Genomic DNA, 18,336 nt, shown 5'->3' with positions numbered 1-18,336 from the left:
TTAGGCATTTAAGTGGATTTATTCTCTGATACTTCATTGTCTCCAATTATCGCTGAATCTGAGCGAGGAAAATTAATTATTTTCCCTAATTGGATATCGAATTCGGAATGCGATCATCTATTCAATGCTTTGGAAAAGGAGATTGGATGGCAATCAGAAGAAATTTCAATGTTTGGTCGAACTATTGCCGTCCCAAGAAAAGTTGCTTGGCATGGAGATCCGGGTGCAAATTATCGTTACTCGGGCGTTAATCATGAACCTCAGCCGTGGCTACAAAAACTGCTTGAATTAAGAGAACGACTTGAAAAAGAATTTATGGATCCGGTGAATAGCGTACTGTGCAATTTGTATCGCGATGGTCATGATTCTATGGGATGGCATAGCGATAATGAACCGGAGCTGGGGCAGTTACCGACGATTTATTCGATATCTCTTGGAGCGACGCGTTATTTTGATATTCGGTTAAAAGAAAATCACCGAGAAAAGCGGCGCTTTGAACTGGCATCAGGCAACTTGCTGATCATGAAAGGTGCCTTTCAAAAATTTTGGGAACACCAGGTGCCTAAGCAGAAAAAAAATTTAGAGCCGCGAATCAATTTGACCTTTCGAAATATTCGGTCGTACCAGCAAAGTTAAACGGTTGAACTGCATGACGCATCGCCGTAGACTGATATTAAAATTTGATTAAGAGAATGACAAAATGAGTTTTTTAGCCTGTCGAGTGACTAATGAAAATGATCAAGTAACTCATAACTTGGTCGAAATGAATGTTGATGATCTTACTGAGGGTGATGTGGTTATTAAAGTGCATTACTCCAGTGTTAATTATAAAGACGCTTTAGGAGCAACGGGTCGAGGCAAAATCTTAAAAACGTTTCCTTTGAATGCAGGCATCGATCTTGCTGGCGAAGTGGTTAGTTCTGAAAGTGATGATTTGAAACCCGGTCAACTGGTATTAGTCAATGGGTGTGGTATCGGTGAGCAGTTTGATGGCGGGTTAGCTCAAATGGCACGAGTTAAGCGCGAGTTTGTGATCCCAATGCCTGAAGGATTAGATGCTCGTCGCGCGATGGCATTAGGTACAGCCGGTTTTACTGCAGCTCTAGCGTTACATCGTATGCAAGAAAATAACCAAACGAAAGAAAAAGGACCGATTGTTGTGACGGGCGCTTCAGGAGGGGTTGGTAGTCTTGCTGTGAATCTTTTGTCATCACAAGGTTACGAAGTGATAGCGGTTTCTGGTCGAAAAGAATATTACGACTTTTTGAAACAACTCGGTGCCAACGAAGTGGTCAGTATTGATGATTTAAACTTGGGAGGTAAACCCCTAGAAAAAGGACGCTTCGGTGGTGTCATTGATAACGTTGGAGGGGAATTACTGGCTAAGCTAATCGCCCATACAAATCTTTGGGGAAATATTGCGTCTATTGGTTTGGCCGATAGTCATAAGCTTGATACTACGGTTTTTCCATTTATTTTACGTGGTGTCAGCATTTTAGGTGTGAGCTCTACCAATTGTCCGATGCCTCTACGTACAGAAATATGGAATCGTCTCGGTGGCGATCTGAAACTCAATGCGTTGGATTCTATTATTACTGATGAAGTGCCATTAAAAGATGTTTCGCCTGTATTTACTGACATACTTGATCGCAAACGTTATGGCCGTGTTGTTATTAATTGTCAGTAGTTTTTTTGCAAGATTAAGATTGGAAAATTAAATAGGAATGAAAAAAGCTCACTACTGATTAGTGAGCTTTTTTAATGCAAGTTTTCATCACAATAGATGGTGGTCGCTTGAGCCGACATAGGTTGAGAAATTAAGAATCCTTGAACTTGCTGACAGCCTGCATTTTTCAGGAAGTAAAGCTGTTGGTCGTTTTCGACACCCTCGGCAATAACATTTAATTTTAAGTTTTTAGCGAGAGAAATAATGGCATGAGTAATTGCTTCGTCGTTTTTGTCTTGCGCCAAATCTTGGATAAAGGCTTTGTCAATTTTTAAAGCATCAATCGGCAATTTTTTCAGATAGCTCAATGAAGAATAGCCGGTGCCGAAGTCGTCAACCGAAATGCGAACACCCATGTTCCTTAGTTGAGATAAGGTTTCGATTGCAGTATCTGGATCTTCTAATAGCATGGTTTCAGTAATTTCGAGTTCTAGAAGCTCTGGTGGCAACTCTGTTTGTTGCAAGATTGATGAGACTCTTTGAAACAAACTATCCGTTTGAAATTGTCGAGCGGATATATTGACAGAAATGGGAATGTTGAAATTTCTTAATTGCCATTTTTTGGCTTGTTCACAAGCTTGCTCCAGTACCCATTTACCAATTTCGTTGACTTGACCCGTTTCTTCTGCAACGGCTATAAATTCTTCTGGACCAATAGCGCCAATGTCTTTATTGTGCCATCGAAGCAAAGCTTCCATCCCAATAATTCGATCATGTATCAAGTCAAGTTTGGGTTGATACACTAACTCAAGTTCATTTCTTTCCAGCGCCTTACGTAGTTGATTGCCGACGGCTAGTTTTCGTAATGTTTGTGTTTGGATATTTTCATCAAAAAATTCAAAAATGCCGCGACCTTTTGATTTAGCAAAGTGTAAAGCACTCTCAGTGTTTTTTAACAATGCAAAAGCATCGGCACCATCTTGTGGAAATCGTGCAATACCAATGCTAGGGCTAATATTGACTTCATGGTTACGAATGACAATCGCTTCTTTGAATGCTTCAATCAGTGATTGGGCAAAATGTTCAAGCTGACTTCTTTGAACCATTTCTGGAATAAGGAGTACAAATTCGTCACCAGCAAGGCGGGCAACTGTTGTTCGATTGTTAGGTATTAATTGTTTAAGTTTGATAGCAACACGTTGTAATAGTTGATCACCAATACCGTGTCCCAGTGAATCGTTAATATGTTTGAAGTGGTCAACATCGACACACAATAATCCAAAGCCTTTATTTTCTGTTTGAATACTCTCAATAAGTCGTTGCTGGAATAAGCCTCGATTAGGTAGGCTGGTTAGAGTGTCGTAATTGGCCAAAAAAGATAAACGATCTTCTGAGCGCTTACGAGCGGTAATGTCTGAAAAAATTACGACGAAGTATTCGTTCGACTGATTCGGTTGTTGCAGTGCTTTTATTTCGGTGTTGGTGAGTATTTCCTGATTATTCGCTGTCTTTTGCCACAGCTCACCTTGCCAATACTTTTCCTGATTAACTGTCGAGAGCAACTGATCGTAAAACACACGTGTGTGTCGACCGGAGAAGAATTGATGCAGAGGTTTTCCAATGACTTCGTCTTCCTGAAGATTCATTAATTCGGAAAAGGCGGCATTGACAAGACACACTTTCAATTGGTCATCGGTGAGCACGACGACTTCATTCATGCTCTGAATCACCTGAGCAGATAAACGTAGGTTTTGTTCTGCATGTTTGCGTTCAGTGATATCAGTTTGTATACCTGCGGCGCGAATGGGTTTTCCTTTTTTGTCTCGACGTACAATTTTCCCTCGATCGAGTAACCAGCGCCATTGACCTTTGCTATCTAAAATTCGGTATTCGTTTTCAAAATGATCAGTATCTTCAAAAAAGTGATGAGCAATTGAACGCAGTACTTCTTCGCAGTCTTCGGGGTGCATCATTTCGATTAAGTGTGCAAGTGTGCCCGTTACTTCTGATTCATCGTACCCCAATAAAGAATGAAAGCCTTTACGCACGACGGTTCCAGTTTGAATGTTCCAGTCCCAAAGACTATCGCCACTACCTGATAACGCCCAGGCCAATTGTCTTTCAGAATCATTTAATTGATTGCGAGCACGACGCAGTGAGTGAGCCGTGTAGATGGCTAACATGAAAAATGCGAATAAAGCAATGCCGGATAAAACCAACATAGGCACGCTTAGAAAATTTGTTATTTCCAAGCCAGCAGTCGCAGAGTGAGCAGTTAAGCTCACGGCAGTCAGCATAAATTATTTCCTTATGAAACACGAAAATTTTCCAGTGCAGTTCTTACATTTTATCTCTGTTATAATCTGCATCTGTTTTTGTTGCGCTATTGTAACTGCACGCCTACGGGCGCCGCTAGTAAATAGTAACAAATGATGACTATACAACTTATTGCTTTATTAAATTGAGAGATGGGGCACGATCTCTCACAAAAGTATTGAGGTAGAAACAATAATTTATGACTGCTGCTCTTTCGATAAAAGATTTACGCAAAACCTACAAAAATGGCTTTGAAGCGCTAAAAGGCATTAGTTTAGAAGTTAAAACTGGTGACTTTTTAGCGTTGTTAGGCCCTAACGGCGCGGGAAAGTCGACAACCATAGGAATAGTTAGCTCGCTGGTTAATAAATCATCAGGATTTGTCTCCGTGTTTGGCTACGATTTAGACAAGGAATTATCGCAAGCAAAAAAATGTTTGGGGTTGGTGCCTCAGGAATTTAACTTTTCTCAGTTTGAGTCACCTTTACAGATTGTTGTGAATCAAGCGGGATACTATGGAATTAAACGAAAGCAGGCTTTGAACAGAGCTGAAGTGGTGCTTAAACAATTAGGCTTGTGGGAAAAGCGAGATCAACCATCCAGAAATTTATCGGGCGGCATGAAGCGGCGGTTGATGATCGCACGAGCATTAATGCATGAACCAAAGCTTTTAATTTTAGATGAACCAACAGCCGGAGTTGATATTGAACTTCGCCGATCAATGTGGGATTTTTTAACGGAATTAAATGCGCAAGGCACAACCATCGTGTTAACAACGCATTATTTAGAAGAGGCAGAAAGTCTTTGTCGCAATATTGCGATCATTGATGATGGACAGATAATTGAGAATACGAGTAAGAAAGAGCTTTTGTCCAAGTTAGATGTTGAAACTTTTGTTTTAGATATTGAATCGTGGCAGGGAAAACTGCCGAATATCGATAATATTGAAATTCGCTCCATTGATGAGCACACACTCGAAGTTGATGTAATGCGCTCTGATAACGTTAACTCTCTATTTTTAAAACTTAACGAGGTTGGTATTAAAGTGCTGAGTATGAGAAATAAAGCCAATCGTTTAGAAGAGTTGTTTGTGCGAATTGTAGAGAATAAAGGAAGTTAAGGTAACGAAATGCGAGATAATTTAATTGCTCTCCAAAGTATTTTGAATAAAGAGATAACACGGTACTTTCGTATTTGGATTCAAACACTGTTACCACCAGCAATAACGATGTCATTGTATTTTGTCATTTTTGGCAATTTGATTGGTTCCCGTGTTGGAGAAATGGCGGGTGTCTCATACATGGCATACATTACGCCTGGAATAATTATGATGTCGGTTATCACAAATTCATATTCGAATGTTGTGTCCTCATTTTTTAGTGCTAAATTCCAGCGTCATATTGAAGAGCTGCTAGTTGCTCCGGTGCCTAATATTTATATCTTATTGGGGTATATCGGTGGAGGTGTCAGTAGAGGTTTGTTAACGGGAATTATTGTAACATTCATAAGCATGTTTTTCGTTGATATCCAGATTCACAATCTTGCTGTCGTATTTATAGTCATTTTAATGACATCGACTTTATTTGCGTTGGGTGGTTTGGTGAATGCGGTTTACGCTAAAAAGTTTGATGACATTTCGATTGTTCCCACTTTTATATTGACCCCGCTTACGTATCTCGGTGGTGTATTTTACACCATTACTTTATTACCTGAGTTTTGGCAGGGCGTCTCAAAAATTAACCCAATATTGTATATGGTTAACGCATTTCGTTATGGATTTTTGGGGTATTCGGATATTTCTTTGACGGTTGCATTTGCAATTATTGGACTTTTTATTATCGCCATGTTTTCTTTTGCGCTATATTTACTCAATACTGGTAAGGGTTTGAAAAGCTAAGAGAATTCCATTGACGGAACAAACGAAATCTAATTCAAATACACAAACGCGAGCAATTTTTCCATTAAAAACCGTGTTGTATCCCGGTGCTGAAATGGAATTAATTATTTTCGAGCCGCGTTATCTTGATATGGTGAGCCACTGTTTGCAGCATCAAATTCCCTTTATTGTCTGCTGTATTACTGAGGGGCATGAGTCGGGAGCTGAGCAAGTTTTTGAGCCGATAGGGTGTTTTGCTCACATTGTTGATTTTGATCAAAGTGATGATGGTGTTTTAATCATTCGCGTGCGTGGTGGAAGCCGAGTTTGTGTTATTGATCACTCTATGACGGCACAACATCTCCGTGTTTCAGAGAATTATAGAATTTTGCCTGAAGTTGAGGACATTCTTCTGCCGGAAGAAGTCAGTCCCTTGCGTGAGTTGTTGATCAAGTTAGCAAAGCTTCCTGATGTTAAGCTCGACATTGATCAACTTAATTTGAATAGCGCTCTGTATATTGTTCACCATTTAGCACAGTTGTTGCCTTTGGAACTCGATTTTAAGCAGTATTTATTGGAAGAAAACGATGGCTTCGAGAAATGTTTCGAGTTGTACGAACAACTATTATTTGACTCTATTCAGGAAGAAGAATAACTAAAAGTAATTTTATCGGCGAATGCAAGTTTGCTATATATGAAAGGATGTTTTGACGGACAAATTTATGCAAGTTGTAGTCAATTTGCATCTGGTCTGTTAAAGGGTATTTAGCTGTAAGGGAATGTGTTTCGGTATTTTAGTTAAAATATGTTAAGCGCTGTCCTGCTGTCTTCCGGAGTATCTATGAAATCTCAATTGAATAACGTCAATATCAAACGTGAGCAAGTTATAACTGCGCCACTTCAACTCAAAAGTGAGATACCTCTTTCGGATAAAGGCCGTCAAACGGTGTTTCAGTATCGGCAGCAAATAGGAGAGATTCTTGAAGGCAAAGACAAACGAGTTATTGTTGTCGCCGGACCATGCTCAATCCATGATATTGAATCGGCCAAAGAATACGCACTTCGATTGAAAAAACTACACGATAAGTATCAAGATAAAATGTTGGTTGTTATGCGAGTTTATTTTGAAAAACCTCGTACGACAGTTGGCTGGAAGGGCTTGATTAACGATCCTGAGCTTAATGATACCTTTGATATCGAACGTGGACTTCGAACGGCCAGAGAGCTTCTCACCTGGATTGCAGACCTTGGGCTTCCGGCAGGAACGGAAGTTTTGGATCCGATTACTCCTCAGTATATTGCTGAACTGTTCAGCTGGGCGGCTATCGGTGCGCGAACCACAGAGTCGCAAACTCATCGTGAAATTGCCTCTGGGTTGTCGATGCCCGTGGGATTTAAAAATGGCACGGATGGCAACATCGATGTGGCTATTAATGCTATGCAATCAGCTTCTTCACCGCACCATTTTTTGGGGATTAATTCTGAAGGTCAAGTGTCATTGATTGAAACGAAAGGAAATGCACACAGCCACATTATTTTAAGAGGCGGTAAGTTTCCGAATTATGACTCCGTCCATATCGCGATGTTGGAGCAGCGGCTTCATCACTTAAATATTACGCCGCGATTTGTTATTGATTGTAGCCATGGTAATTCGCAAAAGGATTTCCGCTTACAACCTCTGGTGTTTAAGAATGTTGTCGAACAAATTCGTCAAGGTAATCGCTCCATTTTAGGTTTAATGCTCGAAAGTCACCTGACCGAAGGGCAACAAAGCATTAATGACGATTTAACTCAGCTGGTTTATGGGCAATCAATAACGGATGCTTGTATTGGCTGGGAAACTACGGAAGAATTGTTGGACCATTGTTTTAATGCGTTATAAGCGCTAACAGGCATTAATGACTTCTAAGGCTAGACTGGCCGAACTGCGGCATAAAATTGATGAGTGTGACCAAGAGCTGCTCGAGTTGTTGGCGCGTCGACAAAATTATGTCGGTCAATTAGTTGAACTCAAGCAATCACTCGGTGATGCCTTATTTGTGCCAGATAGAGAGCAGAAGATGCTATCGTCGATACGAGCACAAGCAAAATCTCTGGATTTAGAGCCAAGTCTGGCAACCGATATTATTCAAAGAATTATGCGAGACTCATACGAGCGACAGGCTCGCCTGCCGCTGGCCAGTCCCGGCTGTCAATCTCGTAAAATTTGTGTCATTGGTGGTCAAGGGCAAATTGGTCAAGTATTTGTTGATTTGTTTGAGCGCAGTGGACATCAGGTTTCGGTTATTGAAAAAGATGACTGGAACAAAGCTGATACAATATTAAACCATCAAGATTTAGTGATGATCACGGTTCCTATTAGTCATTTGGATGAGGTATTTGCGCAACTTGGCAATTTATCTTCAAAGACTCTGTTAGCCGATGTTACGTCAATCAAAGAACAACCTATTCAGAATATGTTAAAAGTTCACTCCGGTCCTGTAATTGGTCTGCATCCAATGTTCGGCTCGGGTGTGTATCAGTTGGCACGACAACTCATTCTTTATTCGAAAGGTCGAGATTTTGAGGCTGCTCAATGGCTGTTAAAGCAATTTAAATTGTGGGGTTGTCAGCTGACCGAAGTCGATGCGCAGAAACACGATAAAGTTATGGCAACCGTTCAAGCTCAGCGATTGTTGATGTCTTTTGTTTCAGGGTGGCAATTAATGGAAGGTGAAGTGTCCTTAGACGATTTATGGCAATTGAGTTCACCGGTTTTTCGTTTGGAACTGTCTCTGGTTGGACGTCTTTTTGCACAATGTCCCGATGTGTTTGTTGATATTATGTTGCAAGCGCAACAACATGCTTCTAACACGGAACAATTGAGTCATCGAATCGATAAAATACTTGGCTGGTTAAATAATGCTCGCAGAGATGAGCTGCTTCACCAATTTAATAAAATATCGGATTATTTTTCGCACGCAAACCACGACTTTTTACATCAAAGTGATACACTACTGGAAGCATTCCGTGAACGAGTCGAGCCAGATTAAGCTCACACTAGTCGTTTCGTGTTCTCGTCACATCCTGTTAAAAATAACTTCACACGGTGAATGAAAGATCGAATTCTTATGCCAATAAAATCTTTAAGTACTGAGCAATTATCGACACGTATTAGTGTTCCCGAACTTCCTTTTTCAACCATGCAAGAGCTCGAGCATAATATTGAGTTTTTAGGTCAGCAGCGAGCAAAAGACGCTCTAGTTTTTGGTCTTGAAACTCGGCGTAAGGGTTACAATTTATTTGCTATGGGGAATAGTGGCACCGGCCGAATATCAATGGTGATGCGTCATTTGGAAGCTAAAGCCCAACTTGAAAAACCTCAACCCGATTGGATTTATGTTAATAACTTTGATGAGTCGCGTGAACCTTGGGCCGTTCAATTACCAACTGGGTATGGCAAGCGATTGGTCAGTGACTGCCAAATGATGGTTGGACGTTTACTGGTAACTATTCCAGCCGCTTTTGAGAATCCAAGTTATCAGCGTCGAAAGTCGACGGTTGATAAAGAGTTTAATCAGAAGTTTGAATCTGCAATAGAAACACTGGAAGCAGAGGCGAATGCTCAAGGTTTCGCTTTATATCAAGATGCTTTCAATATTTCATTTTCGCCCGTAATAGATGGTAAGCCCATTGACGATATTACGTTTACTAGTTTACCGCCCGAAAAGCGGGAAGTTATCAGTAAAGCTGTGGATGATCTGGAAGATAAACTTACGGAAGCTTTGTTAGAAATGCCACAATGGAAAAGAGAATCTTACGATGCAATGCAGGTACTTAATTCGAGCACGATTGAGTCGGCGTCTTCTCCAATTATATCGGAAATGGAAGAAAAATATCGTGGATTGGCTGGCATCCAAATTTACTTTAAAGAATTACGCAAACATCTTGTTAAATTAGTTTTGGAGAATTTTAATTTATTAGAGTCACCGGAACTTAAGAATGATAAAGACTTGCGTGAATTACTGCAGCACACGTTTGTACCTAACTTATTGGTTTCTAATAATCCAACTTCTGGTGCTCCTGTCGTTTATGAAGCACACCCAACTTTTGCCAACCTATTTGGGCGCATTGAGTATTGGAATGACGGAGGAGCATTCGCAACCAGTTACCAATACATAAGAAGTGGTGCGTTGCACCGAGCTAATGGTGGTTATTTGATTCTGGAAGTCGAAAAAATATTTGATGACCCTTACATCTGGGGACAGCTTAAGCAAGCATTGCAAACTCAAGAGTTAAAGCTTGATCCTCCGACATTGGAAGGTCAGAGCACAGTGACTATTGGTTTGAGTCCGCATGGTGTACCGCTTGATATAAAAGTTGTTTTGGTTGGAAGTCGAGAATTTTATTATTTGTTGCAAGATCAAGACTCAGAATTTAGCGAGCTCTTTCGCGTGTTGGTCGATTTTGATGAACACCTGGATAAAAATGATGGTAGCGTGACACACCTTGCTCAACTTGTTCGAACGCATAGCGAAACCGAAGGTTTTGCAGAAGTAACTCGCGATGGTTTTATTGAGCTCGTAAAATTCAGCTCTCGCTTATGCGGTCATCAAGATCAGTTAACGACACGTTTCGGCGAAGTATTTGAGTTGTTAGGCGAAGCTGAAGTTATGCGTTCGCAAAAACACGATGAGAAAATTGATCGTATTCATATTGAAGAAGCTCTTCAGCAGCGTGAGTATCGTCATTCTCGTATTCGAAATGAAATGTTAGAAGAAGTCTTACAAGGACAAATTATTATTCATACTGAAGGCGAAGTTGTTGGTAGTATTAATGGATTAACCATTTGGGAAATTGGTTCAACAGATTTTGGTACGCCAGCTCGTATTACAGCAACCGTTTTTCCTGGTAATAAAGGTATTGTTGATATTGAGCGTGAAAGTGAATTAGGATTGTCTATTCACTCGAAAGGCGTATTAATTCTCTCGGGCTATTTATCTAATCGTTACGCGAAAGAATTTACTTTAACCTTGTCAGCTAACATTGTAATGGAACAGTCTTATGGTTTAATTGATGGTGATAGTGCTTCTTTGGCAGAGTTGTGCGCATTAATTTCGGCTGTTACCGATAAACCAATTCTTCAGTCAATGGCGGTTACCGGATCTATTAATCAATTTGGTGAAGTTCAAGCTATTGGAGGTGTGAATGAAAAAATTGAAGGCTTTTTTGGGCTTTGTAAAGCACGTGGGTTAACAGGCAAACAGGGTGTAATAATTCCAAAAGCAAATCAATCTCAACTGATGCTAAAGAAGGAAGTGATTGAAGCAGTTGAGCAAGGTTTATTTTCTGTCTTTGCTGTGAGTACGGTAGATGAAGCTCTTGAGTTGCTTTGTTTGTCTGAATCAGGAACGCTTACTGAATTAAATGATTTGATTTCAAAAAATTTAAAGCATTTGCACGATGTTTGTGAGGAAGATGACGAAGAAGATGAAGAGCACGACGATGAAATTAAGCGTGCTGAATTGTCGCAAAAGGAAAATGTTGAACGAAATTCAGATAAAGAGCCTGTTAAAAAATCAAATCCGATATCTGCGTCGTCTCAAGTACGAAACTATGACTCTTCTTCCTCTCAAATGTTAAAAAATCGTTTGGCAAATAAATCTGTTTCAAGTCCCTTATCGACTCGAGAAAATAAGTTGAAAGCGAAAGTGACTAAGGCTATTGCAGCAGGTATTCAGTCAAAGTCTCATAAAAACTGGAGCAACTCATGAAAACTATTGTTTTAGGAGGTGGTTGCTTTTGGTGTTTGGAGGCGGTTTTTCAAAGAGTTCGTGGTGTTTCTAAAGTTATTTCTGGTTATAGTGGCGGGCATCAGGAAAATCCTGACTATAAATCAGTTTGTCGAGAAGAGACTAGTCATGCGGAAGTTGTTTTGATTGAGTTTGATGAGAGCGTAATTTCTGTTGAAAGCTTATTAGAAATATTTTTCACCATTCATGATCCCACAACGCTTAATCGTCAGGGTAATGATATCGGTACTCAGTATCGTTCCGCCATTTATTTTTCTGACTCAGAGTATCAAAATGTAATTGAAAGCTTTATCCGAGAAAAGTCAGATGATTTTGAGAGTCCAATAGTAACGGAAGTAAAGCCTCTCGATAAGTTTTGGCCTGCAGAGTCTTATCACATGGACTATTATAACAATAATGTAAACCAACCTTACTGCCAAATAGTCGTTGGTAGTAAAGTGGCTAAGTTAAAACAATATTTTGAGGATCGACTTAAGGAGTCGTAGGATGCTCAATAAAATTCTATGGATAATCGCTGCAGGCATTGTGGCGATTATGATTTGGCCAGAGCCTGAGATAACTTATGGTCCAGGAGTTCGAGCTCCAAAACAACCCTTGCAAACAAACCTTTCCAATGCTTCCGGATTTAAGCATCAAGATTATACCATCACACCGCTTGCCAACTTTTCTATCAATGCAAAAGTCTTGTCTCGCGAAAATTACTATTCTGGAAGGGAAGCCGACTTATCGCCTGTCGATTTTGCGCTAGGTTGGGGACGGATGTCCGATGAGAGTATTCTACAACACTTTGATATTTCTCAACGTAATCGCTGGTATTATTGGCGCTCAGATAATATGCCTATACCACGTAATGAAATTTCCAGTAGTAGTGCCAATATGCATCTCATACCGGCGAATAACCAAATTAAAGGTCAACTAGCTCGTGTAAAAAAGGGACAAGTCATTTCTTTGAAAGGAAAGCTTGTCAAAGTTAATGCTGCTGATGGGTGGCGCTGGCAAAGTTCTCTATCTCGTACTGATACCGGCGATGGTGCTTGCGAATTAATCTGGGTAGAGTCGATTCGAGTTCATTAATTTTTTCTTCGTTATTGGTTTTTATCAGAGTGAAAGTAAGCCTCAATTGATATGAGGCTTGGCTCTAAATTTGGTAAACTTATTTAGCGTTGGCGACATCTTTTACATGGATAATCATTCGATACCAAACAAATGAAATCCAAAATAGGGTAATAAAAGCTTCGGCAGGGCCTGCTTTGTTCATGTAGTTTTCATCAAACCCTTCTGTTACTCCGACAAAGACAGAGAGTAGAATAATAAGCAGAAACATAACTGGAATGAGTCGAATAAAAACAACAAATCCAATACTCATGTAGCGATCGAAAAGATCTTTTCCGTTGGTTCCTCCGTTTGCTTGATAAAACAAATAGGTTCCGACAATGGCGACAATTAAATAGCCTGCTGTTATTATTCGGCGCCAAATATTAATAGTCTCATAAGGGTAATACGCCATGAGTTCCATGCCTCCCACTATCGATACACCCCAAATTAGAAGGTAGTAGAAGCAGCTATTCTGGCTGAGTCCTGTTGATGCAAGGGTTGCTTTAAGTTTATTAATTTTCCACAAATACATAGGAAACTTACCTTTTGAATGACGGCTAAACTTCGATTTCGGATGGTGACTTACCTTCTTTTTCTGGAAATAACCTATCTAATACGATAGCCGAAACAAGGTATAAGGAAATGAAGACACCGACATCGATAAGTAGCTTTGAAATATTGAGAGGTTCATTAAAAATATCATAGTAAAAATCAAACTGATTAAATATCACTCTCGAGCTTATATACGCGAAGATAAAATTTCCCCAAAATTTCATTATTTTCTCCAATTTATTATTTTAATTTTTCGGCCGGTTTATTTTTTTTATGGCGATACAATTTCTTTTTTAAATCAAAGTTGTTCTAGCGTACTAAGTATTGGTTAAACAAACGTCACATGAACTGACTTCGTCGGATTAGAAAATAAGCTTTCTACCTATCCGAAATCTTATCGAGTTTCTATTTTATCGAGTTTTACTGAATGAAGCCTGAACTTAATATAAAGTGAATTATTTCCCTATCATACATTAATATGAAGGTAAAATTCTGATTGTGAGATTAAAGTCACAAAATTTTGGAGGAAAAATGGGAAAAAGTAGACTTTGGCACGGGACGAGGCCTTGGCGAAAGTACAGAAATCTACTCCGTTTGCATGGTCAATGGGTGGTTATTAAATAAGCTTCCTGTCTTTTTATCTCTTAGAAACTATAACTCAAGGTTGAAAACGTTAAATAGCAAGAAAGCAGTCTAAATTTGGATGACTCGGTCTTTCACATTCTAATGTGTTGTTAATTTTTTATACCTTACAATTTACTAAGTGACTTATATCAGAGTTCTATCTAATGAAGATGGTTTGTCTCAGTAGCTCTACTTACCGTTAAGATGAGAATTAAGGACTCTTTAAACTACTTTTTTGAGTAGTTATTTGGTGTTATTCATCGAGTGGTAATTTGGTCAAAAAATTGTTGGATTTTTGACTTGAAAAATAGTAGAAAGACCCTATTTAATTTCCGTTCAATCGTTATTGCTTTGTTTTTTGGGAGCTGGCTTATCTGTTAGCTCAGCAGGGTTAGAGGCGTTTGATGACATTTCTTTTCCGAACCCGCGGTGGCAAGCAAATTTCTCCTGCCCAATTCAAGAAACAAAGTAAAGTTAGATACAAACCATCTTGAGTAACAGGAGGAAAGGTATGCTTGAGGTTTGTGATTTAATGCGACGGTATGATGACTTTACCGCTGTTGAAAATGTGAGTTTTACTATCGGAAAAGGTGAAATTGTTGGGCTCTTGGGGCATAACGGAGCCGGAAAAACAACCATTATGAAAATGCTTAGTGGTTTTCTTGAACCCGACCATGGGAGTGTTCACTTAGATGGTATTGATTTAGCAAAAGAGCCAAGAAAGGTTCAAGCTTCCTTGGGCTATCTTCCCGAAAATTTGCCTATATATCCTGAAATGACAGTAGCAGATTATTTGGATTACGCTGCGAACCTTAAAGGCCTCTCAGATGAAGAAAAGCGTGATGAAGTAAAACGCGCAATATCCGCGACTGAATTAATGGATAAACTGCTGGCTCCAATAGCCACTTTATCGCGTGGTTACAAACAAAGGGTTGGGGTTGCCCAAGCAATTTTGGGTCGCCCTAAATTATTAATTCTAGACGAACCAACGAATGGGTTAGACCCTGAGCAAACGCAACATATGCGTCAGTTAATTCGGGATATTGCAAAGGATGCAACAGTTATTCTTTCTACGCACATCATGCAAGAAGTTGAGGCTCTATGTTCGCGCGTGATCATTCTTGGTCAAGGACAGCTCGTTGTTGATGAAGAGCTTCATGCGTTAAAAAATAGTAATCGAGTTTGGATTAAAACCTCGCTTAATGAACAACAAGCGCAGTCTTTAGCGTCAATTGAGGGAGTGGCTAATGTCGAAATTGAACAGAGCTCTAAGGAAGGTGATTCGGCGCTTTGGGTTGGTCTGAAGAATGAAGTAGAACAAAGAAAAGTACGAGCAACTATTGCGAAAAGAATAATTGAAATGGGAGCTGAATTGTACGAGTTGAGATCTGAAGAACGTAATTTAGAGTCGTTGTTTAAGCAAGTGTCTGAGCATTCTTTAAGCCATAAAGAGCTAAATAATGGAGGACTAAAAAATGCAGCCTAAAAATGATCGAAAGTCGACAATTGGACGCATTGCATCCAAGGAAATTACCTTATTTTTTGCTTCGCCCACGGCTTATTTGTTCCTAGCGACCTTCTCGGCGATAACTCTCTTTGTCTTTTTTTGGGGGGAGGCATTTTTCTCGCGCAATATTGCCGATGTTCGCCCTTTGTTTGAGTGGATGCCTGTATTACTTATATTTTTATCTGCAACGCTTACAATGCGACTTTGGAGTGAAGAAAGACGTTCTGGGACTTTAGAGCATGTGTTAACGCAGGCCATTCCTCTGTGGTATTTTGTAGTCGGTAAGTTTTTAGGTTGTATGTTTTTACTCACTCTAGCACTTGCCGTTACTTTACCACTACCTCTTACCGTCGCTTGGCTCGGTGACCTGGACTGGGGACCTGTTTGGGCAGGTTACTTAGCGACGTTACTTTTAGGGGCCGCTTACATAAGTATTGGTTTGTTCGTTTCTGCACGCAGTAATAATCAAATTGTTAGCTTATTGAGTGCCAGTGTTCTTTGCGGCATTTTATATCTATTGGGTACTCCGGCCCTAACCAACCTGTTCTCGAACTCGGTAGGAGATTGGTTGCGGATGATCGGAAGTGGTTCTCGATTTGATGCTATTACACGAGGGGTTATCGATGTCAGCGACCTATATTATTATGCCAGCTTAATTATTGTTTTTTTGTCGCTAAATACATACAGCTTACAAAAAGAAAGATGGATTTCGCGAGGTAAGCGACAATCACATTGGTATTGGCAATCAGCGACGTTTTTATTTATTTTGAATGCATTGGCCGCAAATTTCTGGATGGGTCAGATAAATTCTTGGCGAATCGATGTTACTCGTGGCAATCAATACTCTATTTCAGAAGCAACTCAATCTTACATTGATCGTCTACAAGAACCTTTACTTATTCGTGGTTACTTCAGTAACAAGACTCACCCTCTTTTGTCACCTCTGGTACCACAATTGAAAGATCTTATTCGAGAATATGAAGTGGCTGGTGATGGGAAAATTAGAGTTGAGTTAGTAGATCCGCAAAAAGAACCTGAGATTGAAAAAGAAGCGAATGAGAAATATAACATACGCCCGGTTCCTTTCCAGGTGGCTGATCGATATCAGTCTTCTATTGTCAGTTCCTATTTTAATGTTCTCGTTCAATACGGAGACCAATACAAGGTTCTCGGTTTTAGAGATCTAATTGAGGTTAAAGCAACTGGAGAATCTGATATTGATGTTCAGTTACGAAATCCTGAACATGATATGACTCGAGCGATTAAGTCCGTGCTCAATGAATTTCAATCATCGGGCAATTTATTTGCGACAGTTAATGGCGACATGCGATTTACACTTTATGTTTCCGATGACAACTCGTTGCCGGAGCAACTCAAAGATTTTAAGCAAAGTGTTGCTGAGGTTTTAGATGATACAGTGCGCTTAGCGAAAGGCCAGTTTTCTTATGAAACGATTGACCCGGAAGCTAATAATGGAGAAGTTGCTTTAGACATTGCAGAGAATTATGGTTTTCAACCGATGTCGGCAAATTTGTTCAGCGATGATCGTTTCTACTTCTACATGACGTTAGAAAAGGGCGAACAGATAGTTCAAATTCCGTTAGCTGATATGACTAAGAGTAGCTTTGAAAAAAATCTAGAAGCTGGAATAAAGCGGTTTGCCAGCGGATTCACAAAAACAGTAGCCTTAGTAGCGCCGGAGCAAGGGCCTGCCTATTCTCCTTATGGAGCGTCAAATACGACGTTCAATCAGCTTGAACAGGCGTTAAACGAAGAGCTGAATGTTATGCGTGAAGATATATCTGATGGCTCTGTTTCTGGTGAAGCCGATATTTTGTTGGTTGTAGCACCTGAAACTTTGGATGAAAAATCGGTGTTCGCTATTGATCAATTTTTGATGAAAGGAGGAACCGTTATTGCGGCAACTTCGCCTTTCAAGTCAAGCCTTTCGCAACGTAGCTTGACTTTGCAAAAACATACAAGTGGGTTAAGTCAATGGCTGCAGCATCATGGGCTGACCGTTGAAGAGTCTGTTATTCTGGATCCCAATAACGCGTCATTTCCAATCCCTATTTCTCGAAATGTGGGAGGTTATCAAGTTCAAGAGATGAGAATGTTTGATTATCCTTTCTTTCCGGATATTCGGGGGCAGGGTTTAAATCAGGATAACTTGATAACTTCTGAGTTACCGCAAGTCACTATGCCGTGGAGTTCACCAATTAAAGTGAGTGTGGATGAGAGCAAAGTCATAACGCCTTTACTAGAAACATCGGATCAATCTTGGGTTTCTTCCAATCTGGATGTGTCACCCAAGTTGGATGCGGTAGAAAATAGTGGCTTTACGACTCAAGGTGAGCAAGCACGTCGATTGGTTGGTGTCATTAATCAAGGCGTCTTTGATTCTTATTTTTCTGATAAAAAATCACCTTTAATTGAAGGTATAAAAGACAAGGAAAGTGACAGTTTGGATAGCGTATCTATAGAAGATAACGACTCGATGACTGCTGGTAATTCTGCAGCTGAGCCGGACCCTGAAAGTACTTTAACAGTGAGTTCAGTCATAAAACGCTCGCCAGAGTCGGCACGAATTATTCTGTTTAGTTCGAATGACTTTTTAAGTGACCGTGTTTTGCAGTTATTGGGAAGTGCACAACAAAGTGAGTACCTGAACACAGTGCAAATGCTCGCGAATACCGTGGATTGGTCTCTAGAAGATGCAGGCTTGTTAAGTATTCGATCTCGAAGTCACTTCAATAAAACCTTACCACCAATGGAACAGTCGGCTCAAATGTTCTGGGAATACTTAAACTATGGCTTGGCGCTTATCTCATTGGGACTCATAGGCCTTATTGTGAGTCGTAGACGTTACACAAAACAGAAACACTATGTTGAACAGTTTGTAAGTTGA

At 40.0% G+C, this 18,336-nt stretch carries 15 protein-coding genes; 12 read left to right on the top strand and 3 right to left on the bottom strand.

What is annotated here, in order from left to right:
* Positions 1-12: 12 nt before the first annotated feature.
* Both FAX86_RS11905 and FAX86_RS11900 read left to right on the top strand, forming a co-directional pair.
* A complete protein-coding gene (locus FAX86_RS11905; RefSeq protein ID WP_144393635.1) occupies positions 13-636 on the top strand; it encodes an alpha-ketoglutarate-dependent dioxygenase AlkB family protein in 624 nt (207 codons plus the stop codon).
* 64 nt (positions 637-700) lie between these two features.
* On the top strand, positions 701-1,687 hold the full coding sequence (locus FAX86_RS11900; protein ID WP_144393634.1) for a YhdH/YhfP family quinone oxidoreductase: 987 nt from the start codon (positions 701-703) through the stop codon (positions 1,685-1,687).
* Between the two features lie 71 nt (positions 1,688-1,758).
* Here the strand turns inward: FAX86_RS11900 and FAX86_RS11895 are convergent, their stop codons facing one another.
* Positions 1,759-3,963 (bottom strand): putative bifunctional diguanylate cyclase/phosphodiesterase, encoded by a 2,205-nt coding sequence (locus FAX86_RS11895; RefSeq protein WP_144393633.1) that lies wholly within the window; start codon positions 3,961-3,963, stop codon positions 1,759-1,761.
* Positions 3,964-4,181: 218 nt separating this feature from the next.
* Here FAX86_RS11895 and FAX86_RS11890 point away from each other — a divergent pair, with 218 nt between their 5' ends.
* The 8 genes from FAX86_RS11890 (at position 4,182) to FAX86_RS11855 (ending at position 12,724) form a co-directional block, all read left to right on the top strand.
* Positions 4,182-5,102 carry an ABC transporter ATP-binding protein gene (locus FAX86_RS11890; protein ID WP_144393632.1) on the top strand — a complete coding sequence of 307 codons (921 nt, stop codon included), beginning with the start codon at positions 4,182-4,184 and terminating at the stop codon, positions 5,100-5,102.
* A 9-nt stretch (positions 5,103-5,111) separates the two neighbouring features.
* Entirely contained in the window at positions 5,112-5,879 is a 768-nt protein-coding gene (locus FAX86_RS11885) for an ABC transporter permease (RefSeq protein WP_144393631.1), read from the top strand.
* Between the two features lie 10 nt (positions 5,880-5,889).
* Positions 5,890-6,513: an LON peptidase substrate-binding domain-containing protein gene (locus tag FAX86_RS11880; protein WP_144393630.1), complete on the top strand. Its 624-nt coding sequence runs from the start codon at positions 5,890-5,892 to the stop codon at positions 6,511-6,513.
* A gap of 186 nt (positions 6,514-6,699) precedes the next feature.
* On the top strand, positions 6,700-7,740 hold the full coding sequence (locus tag FAX86_RS11875; RefSeq protein WP_144393629.1) for a 3-deoxy-7-phosphoheptulonate synthase: 1,041 nt from the start codon (positions 6,700-6,702) through the stop codon (positions 7,738-7,740).
* Between the two features lie 16 nt (positions 7,741-7,756).
* Positions 7,757-8,890 carry a bifunctional chorismate mutase/prephenate dehydrogenase gene (gene tyrA / locus FAX86_RS11870; RefSeq protein ID WP_144393628.1) on the top strand — a complete coding sequence of 378 codons (1,134 nt, stop codon included), beginning with the start codon at positions 7,757-7,759 and terminating at the stop codon, positions 8,888-8,890.
* Between the two features lie 60 nt (positions 8,891-8,950).
* On the top strand, positions 8,951-11,611 hold the full coding sequence (locus FAX86_RS11865; RefSeq protein ID WP_144393627.1) for a Lon protease family protein: 2,661 nt from the start codon (positions 8,951-8,953) through the stop codon (positions 11,609-11,611).
* The gene (msrA, locus tag FAX86_RS11860; protein WP_144393626.1) at positions 11,608-12,135 is read left to right on the top strand and encodes a peptide-methionine (S)-S-oxide reductase MsrA; all 528 of its coding nucleotides are present in this window, start codon (positions 11,608-11,610) and stop codon (positions 12,133-12,135) included. Before FAX86_RS11865 ends, msrA begins: the two co-directional genes overlap by 4 nt.
* Position 12,136: 1 nt before the next feature.
* The gene (locus FAX86_RS11855; protein WP_144393625.1) at positions 12,137-12,724 is read left to right on the top strand and encodes a hypothetical protein; all 588 of its coding nucleotides are present in this window, start codon (positions 12,137-12,139) and stop codon (positions 12,722-12,724) included.
* A 79-nt stretch (positions 12,725-12,803) separates the two neighbouring features.
* On the opposite strand, the gene FAX86_RS11850 is transcribed toward FAX86_RS11855, so the two are convergent.
* Positions 12,804-13,277: a hypothetical protein gene (locus FAX86_RS11850; protein ID WP_144393624.1), complete on the bottom strand. Its 474-nt coding sequence runs from the start codon at positions 13,275-13,277 to the stop codon at positions 12,804-12,806.
* 25 nt (positions 13,278-13,302) lie between these two features.
* Complete coding sequence (locus tag FAX86_RS11845; RefSeq protein ID WP_144393623.1) at positions 13,303-13,521, bottom strand: hypothetical protein; 219 nt, start codon at positions 13,519-13,521, stop codon at positions 13,303-13,305.
* A gap of 911 nt (positions 13,522-14,432) precedes the next feature.
* On the opposite strand from FAX86_RS11845, the gene FAX86_RS11840 reads away from it, so the two are divergent.
* Complete coding sequence (locus FAX86_RS11840; RefSeq protein ID WP_144393622.1) at positions 14,433-15,407, top strand: ABC transporter ATP-binding protein; 975 nt, start codon at positions 14,433-14,435, stop codon at positions 15,405-15,407.
* A complete protein-coding gene (locus tag FAX86_RS11835; protein WP_144393621.1) occupies positions 15,397-18,336 on the top strand; it encodes a Gldg family protein in 2,940 nt (979 codons plus the stop codon). The genes FAX86_RS11840 and FAX86_RS11835 overlap by 11 nt, the downstream gene beginning before the upstream one ends.

Origin of the sequence: Pleionea sediminis (genome assembly GCF_007570825.1) — a bacterium.
GTDB classification, from domain to species: Bacteria; Pseudomonadota; Gammaproteobacteria; order Enterobacterales; family Kangiellaceae; genus Pleionea; species Pleionea sediminis.
Note: the sequence above shows the minus strand (reverse complement) of the source record. Positions and strands in the feature narration are given on the sequence as shown.

Excerpts from the sequence above, each read along its gene's own strand:
- FAX86_RS11900 (WP_144393634.1), top strand. The coding sequence starts at position 701 with ATGAGTTTTTTAGCCTGTCGAGTGACTAATGAAAATGATCAAGTAACT.
- FAX86_RS11895 (WP_144393633.1), bottom strand. The coding sequence starts at position 3,963 with ATGCTGACTGCCGTGAGCTTAACTGCTCACTCTGCGACTGCTGGCTTG.
- FAX86_RS11890 (WP_144393632.1), top strand. The coding sequence starts at position 4,182 with ATGACTGCTGCTCTTTCGATAAAAGATTTACGCAAAACCTACAAAAAT.
- FAX86_RS11885 (WP_144393631.1), top strand. The coding sequence starts at position 5,112 with ATGCGAGATAATTTAATTGCTCTCCAAAGTATTTTGAATAAAGAGATA.
- FAX86_RS11875 (WP_144393629.1), top strand. The coding sequence starts at position 6,700 with ATGAAATCTCAATTGAATAACGTCAATATCAAACGTGAGCAAGTTATA.
- tyrA (WP_144393628.1), top strand. The coding sequence starts at position 7,757 with ATGACTTCTAAGGCTAGACTGGCCGAACTGCGGCATAAAATTGATGAG.
- FAX86_RS11865 (WP_144393627.1), top strand. The coding sequence starts at position 8,951 with ATGAAAGATCGAATTCTTATGCCAATAAAATCTTTAAGTACTGAGCAA.
- msrA (WP_144393626.1), top strand. The coding sequence starts at position 11,608 with ATGAAAACTATTGTTTTAGGAGGTGGTTGCTTTTGGTGTTTGGAGGCG.
- FAX86_RS11855 (WP_144393625.1), top strand. The coding sequence starts at position 12,137 with ATGCTCAATAAAATTCTATGGATAATCGCTGCAGGCATTGTGGCGATT.
- FAX86_RS11850 (WP_144393624.1), bottom strand. The coding sequence starts at position 13,277 with ATGTATTTGTGGAAAATTAATAAACTTAAAGCAACCCTTGCATCAACA.
- FAX86_RS11845 (WP_144393623.1), bottom strand. The coding sequence starts at position 13,521 with ATGAAATTTTGGGGAAATTTTATCTTCGCGTATATAAGCTCGAGAGTG.
- FAX86_RS11840 (WP_144393622.1), top strand. The coding sequence starts at position 14,433 with ATGCTTGAGGTTTGTGATTTAATGCGACGGTATGATGACTTTACCGCT.
- FAX86_RS11835 (WP_144393621.1), top strand. The coding sequence starts at position 15,397 with ATGCAGCCTAAAAATGATCGAAAGTCGACAATTGGACGCATTGCATCC.